We start from the raw sequence: 16626 nt of genomic DNA, 5'->3' as shown, positions 1-16626 counted from the left end.
TGGTATAAAGGGAACGATGAAAAGTTCATTATTCTTGAAGGGAATCGATAACATGAAAAAAGAGCTATTAATGGAAAGTGCACGTAATATAAAGGAAAAAGCATATATACCATATTCTAAATTTCCAGTTGGAGCAGCATTACTACTAAAAGATGGTACTGTAATTAATGGTGTTAACGTAGAAAATGTTTCATTAGGTGCAACTAATTGTGCAGAGAGAACAGCCATATTCACTGCCATAACAAGTGGTTATAAAAAAGGTGATTTTCAAGCAATAGCTGTCGCAGGTGATACTTCAGATTATCTTCCACCTTGTAGCATTTGCAGACAAGTCCTTGCAGAATTCTGTTTACCTGATATGCCTGTTTATTTAACAAATAAGAATAAAGATATATTAGAATTAACATTAAAAGATTTATTACCATATGCATTCACGGATTTAGATATGTAGTAGTTAAATTTTCATTTTAAAAATGGTTGCTATTTTCATCTCAAAACATGATTTTTAATTTCAACAAATAAAGAGGATACTATTAACTAGAGCTGATTAACAAGAGTTAATCAGCTTTTATTGTTCGGAAGGGAAAGCAATCGTGTAAAACTGAAATATTTTGTGTTGCAAACAAGAATGATTTTTTCTAAACAAGAGAAGACGCTTCAACAATGAATATATAAACCTATAAGTCTTAATGGAAATTACAATATAACCGTTTAACCCTGGATATAAAGAGGGTTAAACGTTTTTTTTTTTATAACAATATTCCACTAGGAAAGCTATTGAATTTGAGAAAATGGTAGAAAAGAAAGCTATTTATATATACCAATTTAATTTATGATAACAATTCATTTTTATGTGAACCAATACACAATAAGAAAAGTGGGGATGAAATGGGGCTTACTCGATAGACTGTTAACGGTTACAATAAGAAACAACAAGGAGGTGTTAAACGTGTATATGGATAAAAGAAGCATGCAAATCCTACAAGAAATTATCAACGATCCCAAAACAAACTTATCCGCCTTGGAGAAAAAACTCGTTTTAAATCGTCGCCAAATTAATTATAGCTTGGAAAAAATTAATAATTGGGTAAGGGAAATGAATCATCCCAAAATTGAAAGAACGAAAACAGGGAATTTTTTAGTTCCATCTACACTGATTCATTTACTCCCAATTAATAATGACGATTTAGATCTTGTTGTAGAAACATATATTCTTTCTGAAAAAGAACGCATTTCCGTTATTCTTATTATGCTTCTTTGCAGAGAAGAGGATTTATCTTTACATCATTTAGTATCCGCATTGGGATTAGGAAAGAATACTATTTTAAGAACCATTAGTGCAGCACAAGCTGAACTAGAAAATTATAATCTTAAAATTAATTACTCTCGCCAAAAAGGATACAGAATTACTGGAAAGGAGTATGATAAGCGACGATTGTTAGTAATGGTTATCCAATCAATACTCTCATTCTTCAATGGGGAAAAAATCCTCTTAAGTTATTCAGGACTGGTAGAAAGTGAAGTGGAAGACCTTCGGGAGAAGTTAGAGCATATTGAAGTTTATTTAAGTATTAAATTTACAGATGAGAGATTTCTTGCCTTGCCTTATATCATTGCAGTTTGGAAAAAGCGTGTGAACATGGGGAAAATAATTGAACCTAATTTCCATATTGACTTCTTAGACTTGAAAGATACGAAGGAATATTTAGCTGTGATGCAGGTTTTTGCTAAATTGGATAATATTCCACCTAAAGAACAGCTTTTTCTTACCTTACAGCTCCTTACAATGAATGTATCGTCTTCACAGGTATTGAATGATGATAAACTACTTGACTTAAAAGCTGCACTACTTGAGATGGTGAACATTATCGAGAAGGGAAGTGCAATCGATGTACCAAATAAGCATGAATTGATTGATAAGCTCTACCTTCATTTTAAGCCGGCTTACTATCGTATTAAATATAATTTAGGATTAGTAAACTCAATGTCTATCGAGTTTGACGAAAAATTGGAGGATTTACATGAGATAGTTAAGCTGTCTACTAGGCCAGTTGAAACCATATTAGGATGCTCCATTCCAGAGAGTGAGAATACGTTTTTAACAATGATTGTTGGTGGTTGGTTAATTCAGTATGGAGTGCAATTCAATCAAAAGAAGGTTGCAGCAGTTGTTTGCCCGAATGGAGTATCTGTCTCTAAGCTGCTTCAAGTAAATTTACGGTCAATATTTCCAGAATTTTTGTTTCTTGAGGCCATGTCTCATCGGGATTTCTCCAATTATAAAGGGAAAATGGATATCTTGTTCACTACTCACAGATTGCCGACTAGTATACAGCAGTTCATAGTGCCAACTGTACTAAATGAGCGAGAGAGAGCAGAGCTTAGGAAACGAGTATTGCATGAAAAATATGGTTCTGTACCTATTCATGTTAATGTCCATGAGCTATTAAAAGTAGTTAGTGAGTATGCAGAAATAAAGAATCCGGAAGGATTATTAAAAGGTTTAAATAATTATTTAAATAAATATAATCCTGTTAGTGAAGCCAGTGATGAGGTGAAAACTAGGCTAACCCTGAAAGATTTAATCAATGTTAAGACTATTACAACATGTGATAAGGTGAATGATTGGAAGGAAGCGATCTGGTTAGCGTCAGAGCCTCTGTTGAATAATCAGTCTATTGGTGTTAATTATGTGGAAGCAATGATTGAGCAATATCAAAACGATAGTAGCTATATTATGTTAGCAAAAAACATGGCTATTCCTCATTCCAATCCAAAGAATGAAGTTTACAAAGTAGGTATGAGTTTTCTGAAACTTAAAGAACCAGTTAGATTTAGTGGAAACCACTCAGTGAACCTAATTTGTGTCATTGCCGCAGTTGATAAGGAACAACATATAAAGCCGATTCTGCAGCTTAGAAGACTTGCAGAAAGCCAAAAGGATATAAACAAAATATTGAAGGCAGAAACGAAAGAAGAAATAGTAGCTATAATAGAAAAATTCTCTAATGTAAGTACAAAGGAGTGGTGATCTTGTCTGAAATTGTCATTACTGAAAAATCGATAGTTACAGATTTAAAAGTCTCTGATAAGAAAGAGGCATTGAAAATCTTAACAGATTCTCTTTTTGAACAAGGGTTTATTTATGATAGTTTTTATGAAAGCTTAATAAGCAGGGAAGAAAACTTTCCAACTGGATTGGAGGCATTTGATATCGGTATTGCCATACCACATACTGAGCCAAAACATGTTAAACAAGATTCGATTGCTGTTGCTGTCTTAGATAAGCCAGTAGATTTTCAAGATATGGTGAATAAGGAGAATACTATTTCCGTTAAAATTATCTTTTTATTAAGCCTATCCCAAAGCACTAAGCATTTAAATATATTAAAACAAATTATTGATCTATTAAAAGAAGAAGGAAACCTTAGAAAGTTATCTTCTATGTCTAACGATCAGTTGTACAGTTACCTTGTAAAGGAATTATCTACTAAATAAGAGGAGGAAATAAGGATGAAAAAGAGTATTGTATTTGCTTGTTCAAGTGGTATTGCGACATCAACAGTAGTAGCAGAGAAGGTTGTAGATCATTGTAAAAATAATGGAATAGATGTGACATATCAGCAGGCCATCATTGGAGAGCTGCCTTCATTAGATAACTCAGTCGATTTATTTGTTGTGACATCACAGGTAGAAACAAAATTAACTACCCCTCTTGTAAACGCTTTACCTATCATTACAGGTATTGGGGAGGATGAATTGCTAGATAAAATAGTCGGAATTTTGAAGGGGTGACAGTAAATGAAAAAGAGTATTGTATTTGCTTGTTCAAGTGGTATTGCGACATCAACAGTGGTAGCAGAGAAAGTTGTAGAGCATTGTAAAAATAATGGAATAGATGTGACATATCAACAGGCCATTATTGGAGAACTGCCTTCATTAGATAACTCAGTCGATTTATTTGTCGTGACATCACAAGTAGAAACAAAATTAACTACACCTCTTGTAAATGCATTACCTATTATTACAGGTATTGGGGAAGATGAGCTGTTAGATAAGATAATTGAACTGTTGAGAGGATGAGTAATATGGGCCAAAAGATATTAGATGCTTTTCAGTACATTCTTGATTTAGGACCTACAGTTATGTTGCCAATAGTTGTCTTCATATTGGCACTTTGCTTTCGAGTAAAGCCGGGAAAAGCGTTACGATCTGCTGTAGTTATAGGCATGGGATTTGTTGGGATATTCTTAATCTTTGATTTGCTTATAGAAAGTGTTGGTCCTGCTGCACAAGCAATGGTAGAGAGAACTGGTATAAATCTACCTGTTGTCGACACTGGTTGGCCGCCACTTGCTGCTATTGCTTTCGCTTCTCCGGTAGCACCATTTGTTATTCCAATGGTTGTTTTGTTAAACATAGCGATGATTATGATGCGTTGGACAAAAACAGTTGATATTGATTTATGGAATTATTGGCATTTCTGTTTTGCTGGTGCATTGGTTTATAGTGCAACAGGAAACTTTTTCTTAGGATTACTTGGTTCGGCAATAGCAACTGTTACCATTCTTAAATTTGCAGATTGGTCGGCTCCTTATGTCCAAAAAAGGTTTAACCTTCCTGGCATATCCTTACCGACATTATCATCTGCTATATTTTTCCCGATTGGGATTTTAGGGAACAAAATTATTGATTCTATTCCAGGGATAAACAAACTAAAAGCAGATCCAGAATCCATTCAAAAACGCTTTGGGGTTTTCGGGGAACCGATGATGATCGGCTTAATTTTAGGAGTAGTTATTGGTATACTGGCGGGATTTAATACGGAGGGTGTATTAAAACTAGGAATGAATCTCGGCGCTGTCATGCTTATTATGCCTCGTATGGTTCGTATCTTAATGGAAGGGTTAATTCCGTTATCTGATGCTGTACGTGCATTGCTTAAAAAGAAATTCCCTGAACGGGAGGATATTACAATTGGTCTAGATATTGCAGTAGCCATTGGCAACCCTGCTGTAATTTCTACTGCTCTATTAATGACACCGATTACAATATTATTAGCAGTGATTTTACCAGGGAATAAAATTATTCCGCTAGGTGATTTGTCAACCTTAACTGTGCCACTTGCTATGATTGTTCTTGCTTGTAGAGGAAATATCATTCGCTCCATTTTCATTGGAATACCAGTAATTATCGCCAATCTCTATATCGCATCGTATTTAGCGCCATTGGTTACACAAGTAGCTAAAAGCATTAGTTTTAAATTTCCGGAAGGTGCATCATCATTGGTTAACAGCTTTTTAGATGGTGGAAATCCGTTCCGCTACTGGTTAGTGATGATCTCACAAGGAAATCTCTTTGCTATAGGAGCTATTCCCTTTATTGCCTTCTTTATTTGGCTGGCATATAAGATTACAAGAAGAGACTTTGATGACAATGGACAATTTAAAGCTTAATTTTTATGGAAACATTGTTAACAATTAGAGAATAATTGGTTGCTAAAGAGGTAACAGAATAGAAGCCTTTCTCCTAATTATTCTCTATTAAAGGAGATTAAGATAATGAAAGCAAGTGTATACCATGATGTAAATGACTTTCGTTTAAAAGACATGGAAACTCCTAACATTGGCTATGGGGAAGTGCTGTTAAAGCTAAAGGCTTGTGGAGTGTGTGGGACGGATATTCATAAGGCGATTCATAGAAGTGTTCCGCCAGAAACGGTTCTCGGTCACGAATTTGCAGGTGAGATTGTCATGATAGGGGAGGGAGTTACGAAGTTTAATGTTGGGGACAGAGTGGTTGGAGCCATTCATGTGCCTTGCTTCACCTGTCATTATTGTCAACGGCAGCAATATACACTCTGTCCTGAATTTAAACAAACAAATATTGTTCCGGGCGGCTTCTCCGAATATATTCATTTATCTGAAAGACATGTCCGCCATTTACTTTTCAAAATTCCTGACAGTATGAGCTACCTTCATGCATCCTTAGCAGAACCAGTCGCTTGTTGTATACACGGTCAAAAAGCAGCGGATATACGTCCAGGAGATAATGTATTAATAATGGGTGCTGGTCCTATCGGCTTGATTCATGGTCAACTCCTTAAGCATAAGGATGTAAGCAAGGTAATCATTTCGGATATTTCTTCGTATAAGTTGAAGAAAGCGAAGAAATTTGGCATTGATTATCCTGTAAACATAAAAAATGAAAATCTAAAAGCTGTAGTAAATCAGGTTACAAATAATGAGGGTGTAGATATTGTCATCATTGCTGCAGGTATCTCCTCTTTATTACCAGAGGCGATACAGTTGTTAAGACGCGGAGGTCGAGTAATTTGCTTCTCGCCATTTGAGCAGAATTCAGAGGTGCAAATAGATGCAAGCAGATTCTTTAAAGATGAAATATCAATAGTAGGTACTTATAGTGTGTCTCCATTTGAATTTGAAGAAGCTATTATACACATTTCAAATGGAACAATCGATGCTAAAAGTATGATCACACATGAAATGTCACTAGACCAGGTCGGGGAGGCGATTAATTTCGCTGCAAACCCTGCTGAAAAGGTAATAAAAGTAGTTATCACAGATTAATAGGAGGAAAAAGCTATGCCATTAGTTGAAATGAAATCGTTTTTAAATACATTAGGGGAGAAAAACCTTATTGCACCAGCATTTAATACAACGAACCTAGAAATGACCCTTTCTATTATTCAAGGTGCTAACGAGGTAGGGTTACCAGTTATTGTCCAGATTGCCCCTACGAATGTGAAGCTGTCAGGCTATGATTATATCGCTAATATAGTTAAATCGGCAGCGGAAAAAGTGGATATTCCAGTAACATTACATTTAGATCACGGAATGACCTTTGAAGACATTAAGCAAGCAGTTGCTGCTGGTTTTAATTCTGTGATGATTGATGCTTCTAAATTGCCGTATGAAGAAAATGTTAAGTTTACAAGAGAAGTAGTGGAATACTGCCATGAAAGAGGGGTGGCAGTAGAAGCAGAATTAGGTGAGTTAGGTGGTAAAGAAGATGACCATGTTTCAGATGAATCTGCTCAAACAGATCCATTGCTTGCAAAAGACTTTGTAGAGCGTACAGGAATTGACTTACTTGCTGTTTCAGTCGGTAACATACACGGATTAGATGAGCAGCCGAATATTAATCTAGAATTACTGCGTGAAATTGCAGATAGTGTTACTGTTCCATTAGTTATACACGGCGGATCAGGAATTCCTGGTGAAATTCTAGGACAATTAAAACATTATAATGTCCGGAAAATCAATCTTGCCAGCGATCTCCGTAAACGGTTTATTTCATCTGTTGGAAAACGATATGAACAAAATCCAAATGAGTACAATCTTATTAGTGTATTACTAGAAGCACAATCTGAAGTGAAAGAAGTAGTTATTGAAAAACTGAGTACGCTAAACAGATAAGTCTAGGCGGGATAAAATATGTATGTTATTGGGATTGATATCGGAACAACAAATGTAAAGGTCTGTTTATTTCAACTACCAGATTTTGAATTAGTTGATTTATACCGTTTTTCTACCCCTACCAAGTGGGATAATAATGATTCAAAATTTGAAATGGAAAAGATTTGGAACGGAGTCAAAAAAGGTCTTCACTTCTTATCAAATAAAATAGATAATCCTTCAGAGTTGAAGTCTATTTCCATAGCCAGCGCAGCTCAATCCATCGTTTTATTAGATGAACAAGATCAAATTATTGAGCCAACAATTACTTGGTTTGATCCACGTTCAAAATCTGAAGCTGAACTAATTAACAATATTGTAGGACAGCAATCACTATATGCGATAACAGGGATAGTTTCTCATAGTAATCATAGTCTGACTAAGCTCCTGTGGATAAAAAATAAATTTCCAGAGCGCTATGCAAAATTAAAAAAATGGACCTGCTTGTCTGGGTTTCTCGCCTTCAAGCTGTCTGGAAAATATGCTACTGATGTAAGTCTTGCGTCAAGAACTTTATTGCTCGACCTATCTAGTCAAAAGTGGTCAACTGAAATGATTGAATATTTCGACTTGAATACTCAGACATTTCCTCAACTAGTCGAGTCAGGCGCCTCTCTCTCTGTAATAAGCAAAACTATAGCTAGCGAAATTGGATTAAATCCGAGTATAAATATAGCGATAGCTGGTCATGATCATATGGCAGGTTCCATATGTACGAATTTAGCTGTTGATAACGAACTTCTCAATTCAACTGGGACGACGGAGGGATTACTTTTGCTAAAAAACAAGCCATTCTTAAATAGTAAATTTCAGGAATATGCTATTTCAAATGGCTTGTATGTGAAGGACAATTTATTCAGTTTATATGGATCAATGCCTACAGCAGGTCATAGCTTGAACTGGTTTACGAAAAACTTTTTAGCTTCTTTTGCCGAATTAGTTGAGCTAAGTAATACTATTTATCAAGATTATCAGAAAAATTCTAAGGAATTAATCAAAAACCTACTGTTATTTATTCCACACTTAAGAGGAAGCGGCCCCCCATATCGGGATTCTAGCTCTAGGGGTCTCTTATATGGTCTTCAAGATAACACTGATAACAAAAGCATGTTATTTGCCGTTTTAGCTGGACTCTGCTTTGAGCTGAGAACCTTAAAGGATGCTTATACTGAATTTACTGATCAGCCAATTAGAAGCATGAAGGTTATAGGTCCAGCAACACTGAATCCATTATGGCTGCAGCTGAAAGCAGATATTCTTAATTGCGAAATTCTCTCGTATAAAACAGACGAAGCGGTAGCAAGAGGTGCTGGAATATTAGCTGCAATTAAACAAGGCTATATTGATAAATTACCAGTTAACTCCTATGATAGGTATCTTCCTTCACAAGAAAATAAAAACCTATTTAATGAGTATTATCAACAGATTTACATGCCGCTTTCAAAAATAAAAAGAGAGTTTGACCTTATTAAGTTTTCGGATTCTTAAGCTAAATCCTTAAATAGTCTGTTAATGAAATTTGCTCTATCATTAACGCTCTGTCTGGTATAAATGCCAAATTAACTTATTCCACTTCACAAGAAGAAGGTGGAGTGGAATGATGCTATTTTTTATTCCAAAGTATTCTTAGTCATGAAAACGGGGGGATTTTCATATGGAGTCATTATGTTTATATGGTGCACGAGATTTGAGGTATGAAGAATCTGCTGAGCCAACGATTGAACACAATGATGAAGTAATTATTAGAGTAAAAAGGGCCGGTATATGTGGCTCTGATATTTCTAGGTATAAGAAGTTAGGTCCTTTGACTCCTGGGAATATTTGGGGTCATGAATATGCTGGCGAAGTAGTAGAAATTGCCGATAATGTTACCGATCTAAGTTTAGGTGCTCGTGTAGCTGTATGTCCTGCACTATATTGTGGGAAGTGTGATTATTGTCGTTCTGGTTATATTGCAGCATGTCCAGACCTACTTGTAACAGGTGCAAAAGTTCCTGGAGGATTTGCTACATATGTAAAGGTACCAAGAGAAAATGTAATTTCCATTCCAGACAGTATATCCTTTGAAGAAGCTGCGTTTGTGGAGCCTTCTGCAGTAGTTGTGCATGGACTTTTTAAAACAAGCTTAAAGCCAGGAGACTCAGTAGCGGTAATGGGATGTGGAACAATTGGGTTACTTGCAATTCAATGGGCGAAAATTTTTGGTGCAGAAAAGGTATACGCCATTGATATCGAAGAAGAAAAATTAACACTAGCAAAACAAGTGGGGGCAGACATATTAGTAAATCCTAGAGATGGAAGTACATTTGAACAAATTATGACATTTACAAAAGGATATGGAGTTGATTTAGCCGTTGAAGCGGCAGGATCTGCAGCTACATCTGCTCAAATATTCGCCTTACCAAAAAAAGGGGGAGAAGTAGTATTTTTAGGTATTCCATATTCGGACGTTTCTATAGAACGCTTCTATTTTGAAAAGATTGTCCGTCAGGAGCTAAAGGTATTTGGGTCTTGGAATGCTGTCTCGGCACCGTTTCCAGGTAGAGAGTTTCTCGCAACTATTAATTCCATGAGCAATAAACAATTACAAGTAAAACCACTTATTTCTCATCGTGTCCCGCTAAAGATGGGACCAGAAATATTTGAACGTATTATAGGTCGTGACGAAATGTTTACTAAAGTTATATTCACATTGTGAATGGAAGGTTAAAAGGCTAGGCATAAAAGGATGACGAAAAATGATTGCATAAAATAATTATCGCAGAACATTTTAGCCCTATTTCTTATGAATAGGGTATTTTTTCTGGTTATAACAAAGTATAAACAAAAAATATGAAAATATAAGTCTGCAGTAAATAACAATTGATGCAGTAATGGGACCATCGAACCCTCTGGTATATATGAGGTTAGAAGTTTTTTTCTGCGAATTATTCAATCTAAGAAGGATTAACGCTTGTATTAGGAGTTACCGCTCTGTTTCGTGTGAAATTCCTATTTGAGAGATAAAGTATTTGTTAGGTGAGGGAGCTTTGCTGTAAAAAGGTAAGGCATTCTGTTTATGCAACTATAATGGCAGGTTAGCGAAAGAAGGTGGATGCCTACCTATGCAGTGAGGGAGTTATTATAAAAAGTAAAATTAGCATTTTGTTATTTTTATAAAGTTTTAAGTAAAAGTTCAACATTTTTTCCAAAATATATTTTTTCTGACAATATTATACATTTTTTTGCAATTGACATGATATATGTATGATATAACAAAAAATACCAACATTAGTAGTGTTTGTAAATTATGAAAAAAATTAGTTTAATAGCCACATCACTATTATTAGGTGCATCATTTTTAGTATCTCCAATTACTCCAGCACATGCAGCGAGTTCAGATATAGTAATGGATTCCGAAAACGTATTTACTACCCCTATTGAAAAGGATTTTAAAAGTTATCCAACTAGTACTCCTGGTTCTGTATCAACCCTTGCAGTAGATTATAGCGGTACATACTACCAAATGGCTACTAAAAAAACATATCATAATATTGATTGGTCAGGTTCATTTAGTAATGGAGGGAAAAAGGACAATAGTGTGAGTAGAAAGGTTACTAGAACAAAGTTTTCAAGTGGGAAAATTGGTGGTGAATTCGAAACGGCTGTAAATTGGAAATTGATTCAGGGAAAAATAGGTATTAATGGAGAAAAAGCTTGGGGGAAAACAGACACAGTTGAAGTAAGTCTTACATGGACGATTGAAGGTGGAACAAAAACATCAATTGAATATGGTTCTTCAGCTGTAAAAACAACAGGAAGTATAGTAAAATATAACCGAGGAAAATTAATTAAATCTACTCCGGTTGATGCTAAATATACTTATGAAGAGTATTCTAAAAAGCAGTTAAAAAACTCTGAATTGGAGATAAAACTAAATGCTAAAAAGGACTTTTTCATTAAGCTTTATTCTAATTATCTTAGGTTTAACACTAGTCGGTTGTGATAAGACTGCATCAGAGGGTATTAGAAACAATCAACAAGAAGAAGTTTCATCATCAGAAACTAACAAATATATTTCTGCAGACGATCTTACTGGAGATAATTTTGCATGGGAACCATTAAAAATTGAAAAAAGAAATAATAGGTTGAATTTTAAAATAAATATAGGCATAAGAGATATCTATATTGAGAAGTTATCCAAGCTGAATAGTGCATGGTATGTAACAATCTCTGAAAAATCTTCAATATTAGTCGATATACTTGACCCTAAAAGTCCGCCTAAACCAGTTAGTATAAATCTAGATTCACCTTCAAAAAAGGATACTAATAAAAGTTTTTATTCCATAAACCTTAATGGTGGGTTAGTTGAAAACTTATCGGATGATCAACTTAATCAAGCATTAGACCCAGCAAATTATAAACTAGATATACTAAATGAAAAACAAGAAGTTGTTGCTGAATTTTTTGATATTAATAAGCCATGGTCTTTTAATAATTAATATTAATTTTTGCAAAGTAAAAAGCCCCCTCAAATTGAGTCGGGCTTTTTATTTTGCGATTACATTTATTAACAGATGTTTCTAATGTGTTGTAACATACTAAGGATTAATGGAGATATTGAATGAAAACATAACTTAAAACTGCATTTTATTTATGGCTTAACCTTTCTTTATGTAAAAGTCTGGACAGCATTCTTATAAGAACTTAATTAATAGATTGTGAATAGTTACTATTAAATAATAGAGGGATTTGATTCAATAAGGATTAATACCCTTTTGTTAAAGTCTTATGGCACTATAATGAAACTGAAAACATAGCTTATAAAACAAACGGGGCAGGATAGTGCCATAAGGGTAGATAAAAATATAAGAATATACCTAGAGGGGGAAGATTCAGTTGGATCTTAAGAAGTTAATTGATTTCCTTAATAAATTAGAATTAAGGAATATATTTTACAAGCTAAATAAAGTTAGAGATGATGCCATTATGATTGAAATTGCAGTGCCAGGTCAACGTTGGTAAGTGGAGTTTATGAAAGATGGTACTGTAGAAATTGAAAAGTTTATTAGCGATGGAGAATTTTATGATGGTAAGGAAATAGAAACTCTTTTTAAAGATTTTAGTGACTAGTCAAAACGTCATATCACTAACGAGGCAGTTTTATTTAAGTATATTTATTCACAAAGTTAATAATAAGAAGTCATTGAGTGTGTAGTGTTTTATCATCAGTGACAGTTTTAAACCTTCCTAGCTCCCAAAATAAAAAGACATCCTTCTCTAAAATGGATGTCTTATCTTTCCTTAATAAGATTCACTGTCACCATATTGTTGTAAATAATCATTTTGCTGTTTGTTGTAATCATTCATTTGCTCATTTGTTAAGGATACTCCTATACTTACTATTTCTTCTTTTAATACTTGATACCTAACATAGTTATCGGTAAATACATACCAACGACCGAGAGCTGAGTTTGTAATTCTATTTATAATTTCTCGATCTCCTGGTGCCCACTCAATAAAGGTATGTTTATTACCATTCCTAAAACTTAGATGTATTTGAAATTTCTTCATTTTTACCATTCACTCTCCTCTACTCTTAATTATCAGACAAAAAAAACAAATGGACAATTATTATGTTTAGGCATTTAATTATATTTAAATGAACTGTGAGGACTAAGGAAAAAGGGAAGACAGGCAGCAATTCTGTAATAAATGAAAAACTTGCTTATGGAAGAAACGGGGCAGGTGTGCGGCCGAGCCTAGGTCGTATCATATAGCGGGTGGGATTCCCGCCGAGTAAGAATTAGCCATTCGCTCGTAGCGAGTCTTGGAGGATTAAAGGTAACTTTAATCTTTAAGCGTAGACAGTGAGGTAGCGGGCCGAAAGCCATATGGTTGAAGGGATTGAGCTCCATAAACGTTAGTAAACCGAGAGGGCTGATGCCTTACCTGCGTGCAGAAAGCAACATTTTATCCTTTGTTAAAGGCAAGAAGGATAAAACCTCTCTGGAGTCAGAGACCTTGGCACGTTATACATCGATATGATACGGCAACTCGGGAGACCCTATCGGTCTCTTCTTTATAGAAGAGTATGGTGTACAAGCGATAATAAGCAAGGAAACCAAATGCTGTTTAGGGAGTCGGATAGCAGCGTAGTACCAATGAAGTTGGGTAATGCCGATGGAGGAAAGGCTAGCTATCAGTTATCACCCTTATTAGGGAAACATTTACTACACACAGAGGTAGGGATAATAAATGGAAACAAAACTACTAAGGATAGCAGAATTAGCAAAATCTAATGCCAAAATGAAATTTACATCTCTTGCGCATCTATTAAATGGACAATCACTCACTCAATGTCATTTTGAGCTACCGAACAAGAAGGCAACCGGTGTGCATGGTACAACTAAAGAACAGTACACCGAAAATCTGGAAGAAAACATAATGGACTTAGCAAGTAGACTGAAAAGCAAAAGTTATCGCCCTGTCCCAGTTAGACGAATGTATATCCCAAAGCTTAATTCTGACAAGAAAAGACCATTGGGGATACCAGAACACGAGGATAAAATTGTACAAAAAGGGATTGCCAAAATACTTAATGCAATTTATGAGAATGACTTTCTAAATTGTTCATTTGGGTTTCGACCAAATAGAAACTGCCACGATGCGTTGAAAATACTAAACTTTTATATTGAAAAGAGAGCAGTAAGCTATGTAGTAGATGTAGATATTAAAGGTTTCTTTGATAATGTTGATCATAAATGGATGATGGAGTTCTTGAAACATAGAATAGCCGACCCAAACCTTCTGAGAATAATCAGTAGGTTTCTAAAAGGTGGATATATGGAAGAAGGTAGGAAATACAAAACGGAAACTGGTACACCGCAAGGTGGAGTAGTATCGCCTATCTTAGCAAATATTTATCTCCATTATGTTCTCGATTTATGGTTTGAGAAAGTGGTTAGGAAACAGTGTGAAGGACAGGCCTATATAGTAAGGTATGCAGATGATTGTGTGCCACGAAAGCAACCAAAATGTGCTTAAGCACAATAGGAAGCTATGCTGCACTTAAGATGAGAGTGGGCCTCTCGCAATCGCTATACAGGTAGAGATTGCAAACCACCTTATGGTGCTATAGTCAAAAGCTATGGTATTGAGCGTTAAGGAAAAGGCAGAGCAAGACTTTGTCAGGTACATATTAAGGAGACGAAAATCATTGAACCGCCGAGGAAGTATCGAAAGCATAGGGTTGTCATCAAAACTGAGGGGGAGTCGTTAACTCAGGATAAGTTCGGAGGAAACCTGTTTACTGTCCGTTCGGTGACCGGTATAAAGGCGGCGTGAACTTAATATAGGCTTGAGTGTGGAACGTGGGAACCTACGACATGGATGTTAAGGGAGAAATTCAAGTGGAAGACCCACAAGAATTAGAGTACCAATGCTATGTATAGGGGCGGAATAACTCGTAGTAGCAAAGAAACCTCCTAACGGAGGTAGAGCAAAGGGGTTATGTTATTCAGTTTTATGAGCAAGTCAACCATCATAAAATGGGAGGAACTTATGAATAAAACAAAGCCATATGCAATATCAAAAAGGGTGATTTATGAAGCCTTTCTAAGAGTAAAAGCAAATAAAGGATCAGCAGGAATTGATGAGGAGTCAATAGAAGAATTCGAACTAAACCTAAAGGATAATCTCTATAAACTGTGGAACAGAATGTCTTCAGGAAGTTACTTTCCACCAGCTGTTAAAGCTGTAGATATTCCAAAGAAAGCTGGTGGCACAAGGACACTAGGAATTCCAACTGTTACAGATAGAATTGCACAAATGGTTGCAAAACTGTATTTTGAACCCTCGGTGGAACCTTACTTTCATGAGGATTCATATGGTTACAGACCTAGGAAAAGTGCCATTCAAGCATTAGAGATAACTCGCAAAAGGTGTTGGAGATACAACTGGGTTCTAGAATTTGATATTAAAGGCTTATTCGACAACATTGATCATGTATTACTAATGAAAGCAGTGGAAAAGCACACAAATATCAAATGGATAAAGCTATATATTGAAAGATGGCTTAGTGCTCCTTTTCAAACTAAAGAAGGTATAAAAGAACGTATCTCTGGTACACCGCAAGGTGGAGTCATAAGTCCAGTTCTTGCGAACCTATTTCTACATTACACATTTGATAAATGGATGACCATTAACCATCCCAATAATCCATTTGCTAGATATGCAGATGATGCAGTTATCCATTGCAATTCAGAAGCTGAAGCAGTTAGATTGCTTGAATCATTAAACAATAGGATGAAGGAATGTAAGCTTGAGCTACATCCATCCAAAACAAGAATTATATATTGTAAAGATGAGGATAGAAAAGAAAATCACGAGAATATTTCGTTTGATTTTCTAGGCTATACGTTCAGACCAAGACGTTCTAAGAATAGATGGGGAAAGCACTTTATCAACTTTACACCTGCGATTAGTAACAAATCAAAGAGAACAATTCGACAAGAAGTAAGGAACTGGAAATTACAGTTGAAAGCAGAAAAGGACCTTGAAGACCTATCCAAAATGTTTAACTCAAAGATAATAGGCTGGATAAATTTCTATGGTAAGTTCTACAAATCAGAAATGTACTCAACATTAAGGCATATCAACAAAGCCTTAATAATGTGGGCAAGGAAGAAATATAAAAGGTTGGCTCGTCACAAGAAAAGAGCTGAATATTTCTTAGGTAGAATTGCAAATCAGAACCCAAAGTTCTTTAAACATTGGGAATTAGGTATTAAGCCTACGGCTGAATAATGGGAGCCGGATGAGCTGAGAGGTTCACGTCCGGTTCTGAGAGGGACTACTGGGGAGGTTCCAGTGGTCTACTTGCCTCGTATGTTGTTTTCAACACAAAAGAGAGGCTCAACAATTTTATGAGTCTTTAAAGTCGAGATTAAAGAAATTTAATTTGGAGATAGCAGAGGATAAAACGAAGGTCATTCCCTTCGGGAGGTTTGCGGAACATAACGCAAAACGAATAGAAAATACCAAACCAGCAACCTTTGATTTTCTTGGATTTACCCATTATTGCAGCAAAAGTAAACAAGGGAAATTTCGTGTAAAACGGAAGTCGAGCAGGAAGAAAGTCCAAGGTAAACTCAGAGAGACTAAAGAA

General features: G+C 35.5%; 16 protein-coding genes and 1 pseudogene. 16 read left to right on the top strand and 1 reads right to left on the bottom strand.

Features of this window, described 5'->3' with window-relative positions; genetic code table 11:
• Positions 1-52 precede the first annotated feature (52 nt).
• The 13 genes from EM808_RS17155 (at position 53) to EM808_RS29565 (ending at position 12482) form a co-directional block, all read left to right on the top strand.
• A complete protein-coding gene (locus EM808_RS17155) occupies positions 53-451 on the top strand; it encodes a cytidine deaminase (RefSeq protein ID WP_127739428.1) in 399 nt (132 codons plus the stop codon).
• 504 nt (positions 452-955) lie between these two features.
• Positions 956-3031 (top strand): BglG family transcription antiterminator, encoded by a 2076-nt coding sequence (locus EM808_RS17150; RefSeq protein ID WP_235856644.1) that lies wholly within the window; start codon positions 956-958, stop codon positions 3029-3031.
• Between the two features lie 2 nt (positions 3032-3033).
• Positions 3034-3498 (top strand): PTS sugar transporter subunit IIA, encoded by a 465-nt coding sequence (locus EM808_RS17145; protein ID WP_164849696.1) that lies wholly within the window; start codon positions 3034-3036, stop codon positions 3496-3498.
• Between the two features lie 15 nt (positions 3499-3513).
• Positions 3514-3795 carry a PTS sugar transporter subunit IIB gene (locus EM808_RS17140; RefSeq protein ID WP_127739425.1) on the top strand — a complete coding sequence of 94 codons (282 nt, stop codon included), beginning with the start codon at positions 3514-3516 and terminating at the stop codon, positions 3793-3795.
• 6 nt (positions 3796-3801) lie between these two features.
• Complete coding sequence (locus EM808_RS17135) at positions 3802-4083, top strand: PTS sugar transporter subunit IIB (protein WP_127739424.1); 282 nt, start codon at positions 3802-3804, stop codon at positions 4081-4083.
• A gap of 5 nt (positions 4084-4088) precedes the next feature.
• Positions 4089-5456, top strand: a complete 1368-nt coding sequence (locus EM808_RS17130) for a PTS galactitol transporter subunit IIC (RefSeq protein WP_205685869.1) — start codon at positions 4089-4091, stop codon at positions 5454-5456.
• A gap of 105 nt (positions 5457-5561) precedes the next feature.
• A complete protein-coding gene (locus EM808_RS17125) occupies positions 5562-6590 on the top strand; it encodes an alcohol dehydrogenase catalytic domain-containing protein (RefSeq protein WP_127739422.1) in 1029 nt (342 codons plus the stop codon).
• Positions 6591-6605: 15 nt separating this feature from the next.
• A complete protein-coding gene (locus tag EM808_RS17120) occupies positions 6606-7439 on the top strand; it encodes a class II aldolase (RefSeq protein WP_127739421.1) in 834 nt (277 codons plus the stop codon).
• Between the two features lie 18 nt (positions 7440-7457).
• Positions 7458-8966, top strand: a complete 1509-nt coding sequence (locus EM808_RS17115; protein WP_127739420.1) for an FGGY-family carbohydrate kinase — start codon at positions 7458-7460, stop codon at positions 8964-8966.
• Positions 8967-9132: 166 nt separating this feature from the next.
• Positions 9133-10176: a galactitol-1-phosphate 5-dehydrogenase gene (locus tag EM808_RS17110; protein WP_127739419.1), complete on the top strand. Its 1044-nt coding sequence runs from the start codon at positions 9133-9135 to the stop codon at positions 10174-10176.
• A gap of 591 nt (positions 10177-10767) precedes the next feature.
• Positions 10768-11463 (top strand): hypothetical protein, encoded by a 696-nt coding sequence (locus EM808_RS17105; protein ID WP_127739418.1) that lies wholly within the window; start codon positions 10768-10770, stop codon positions 11461-11463.
• Positions 11396-11959, top strand: a complete 564-nt coding sequence (locus EM808_RS17100; protein ID WP_127739417.1) for a hypothetical protein — start codon at positions 11396-11398, stop codon at positions 11957-11959. Before EM808_RS17105 ends, EM808_RS17100 begins: the two co-directional genes overlap by 68 nt.
• A 397-nt stretch (positions 11960-12356) precedes the next feature.
• Positions 12357-12482 carry a hypothetical protein gene (locus EM808_RS29565; protein ID WP_268926523.1) on the top strand — a complete coding sequence of 42 codons (126 nt, stop codon included), beginning with the start codon at positions 12357-12359 and terminating at the stop codon, positions 12480-12482.
• A 279-nt stretch (positions 12483-12761) separates the two neighbouring features.
• Here the strand turns inward: EM808_RS29565 and EM808_RS17090 are convergent, their stop codons facing one another.
• Entirely contained in the window at positions 12762-13031 is a 270-nt protein-coding gene (locus tag EM808_RS17090) for a hypothetical protein (RefSeq protein ID WP_127739416.1), read from the bottom strand.
• 684 nt (positions 13032-13715) lie between these two features.
• Between EM808_RS17090 and EM808_RS17085 the strand changes: the two genes are divergently transcribed.
• The 3 genes and pseudogenes from EM808_RS17085 to EM808_RS28930 form a co-directional block, all read left to right on the top strand.
• Complete coding sequence (locus EM808_RS17085; RefSeq protein WP_205685868.1) at positions 13716-14504, top strand: reverse transcriptase domain-containing protein; 789 nt, start codon at positions 13716-13718, stop codon at positions 14502-14504.
• A gap of 516 nt (positions 14505-15020) precedes the next feature.
• A complete protein-coding gene (ltrA, locus tag EM808_RS17080; protein WP_127739415.1) occupies positions 15021-16265 on the top strand; it encodes a group II intron reverse transcriptase/maturase in 1245 nt (414 codons plus the stop codon).
• A gap of 154 nt (positions 16266-16419) precedes the next feature.
• Positions 16420-16626 (top strand): annotated as a pseudogene (locus EM808_RS28930) (group II intron reverse transcriptase/maturase); the annotation flags it as partial.

This window comes from Niallia taxi (genome assembly GCF_004005475.1).
In the GTDB taxonomy this organism is placed as follows: Bacteria; Bacillota; Bacilli; order Bacillales; family Cytobacillaceae; genus Niallia; species Niallia taxi.
The sequence above is the reverse complement of the archived record's forward strand: the minus strand, read 5'-3'. Positions and strand labels throughout refer to the sequence as shown.

What these genes read in the sequence shown, in the direction of transcription:
- EM808_RS17155 (WP_127739428.1), top strand. Translation starts at nt 53, where the DNA reads ATGAAAAAAGAGCTATTAATGGAAAGTGCACGTAATATAAAGGAAAAA.
- EM808_RS17150 (WP_235856644.1), top strand. Translation starts at nt 956, where the DNA reads ATGGATAAAAGAAGCATGCAAATCCTACAAGAAATTATCAACGATCCC.
- EM808_RS17140 (WP_127739425.1), top strand. Translation starts at nt 3,514, where the DNA reads ATGAAAAAGAGTATTGTATTTGCTTGTTCAAGTGGTATTGCGACATCA.
- EM808_RS17135 (WP_127739424.1), top strand. Translation starts at nt 3,802, where the DNA reads ATGAAAAAGAGTATTGTATTTGCTTGTTCAAGTGGTATTGCGACATCA.
- EM808_RS17130 (WP_205685869.1), top strand. Translation starts at nt 4,089, where the DNA reads ATGGGCCAAAAGATATTAGATGCTTTTCAGTACATTCTTGATTTAGGA.
- EM808_RS17125 (WP_127739422.1), top strand. Translation starts at nt 5,562, where the DNA reads ATGAAAGCAAGTGTATACCATGATGTAAATGACTTTCGTTTAAAAGAC.
- EM808_RS17120 (WP_127739421.1), top strand. Translation starts at nt 6,606, where the DNA reads ATGCCATTAGTTGAAATGAAATCGTTTTTAAATACATTAGGGGAGAAA.
- EM808_RS17115 (WP_127739420.1), top strand. Translation starts at nt 7,458, where the DNA reads ATGTATGTTATTGGGATTGATATCGGAACAACAAATGTAAAGGTCTGT.
- EM808_RS17110 (WP_127739419.1), top strand. Translation starts at nt 9,133, where the DNA reads ATGGAGTCATTATGTTTATATGGTGCACGAGATTTGAGGTATGAAGAA.
- EM808_RS17105 (WP_127739418.1), top strand. Translation starts at nt 10,768, where the DNA reads ATGAAAAAAATTAGTTTAATAGCCACATCACTATTATTAGGTGCATCA.
- EM808_RS17100 (WP_127739417.1), top strand. Translation starts at nt 11,396, where the DNA reads ATGCTAAAAAGGACTTTTTCATTAAGCTTTATTCTAATTATCTTAGGT.
- EM808_RS17090 (WP_127739416.1), bottom strand. Translation starts at nt 13,031, where the DNA reads ATGAAGAAATTTCAAATACATCTAAGTTTTAGGAATGGTAATAAACAT.
- EM808_RS17085 (WP_205685868.1), top strand. Translation starts at nt 13,716, where the DNA reads ATGGAAACAAAACTACTAAGGATAGCAGAATTAGCAAAATCTAATGCC.
- ltrA (WP_127739415.1), top strand. Translation starts at nt 15,021, where the DNA reads ATGAATAAAACAAAGCCATATGCAATATCAAAAAGGGTGATTTATGAA.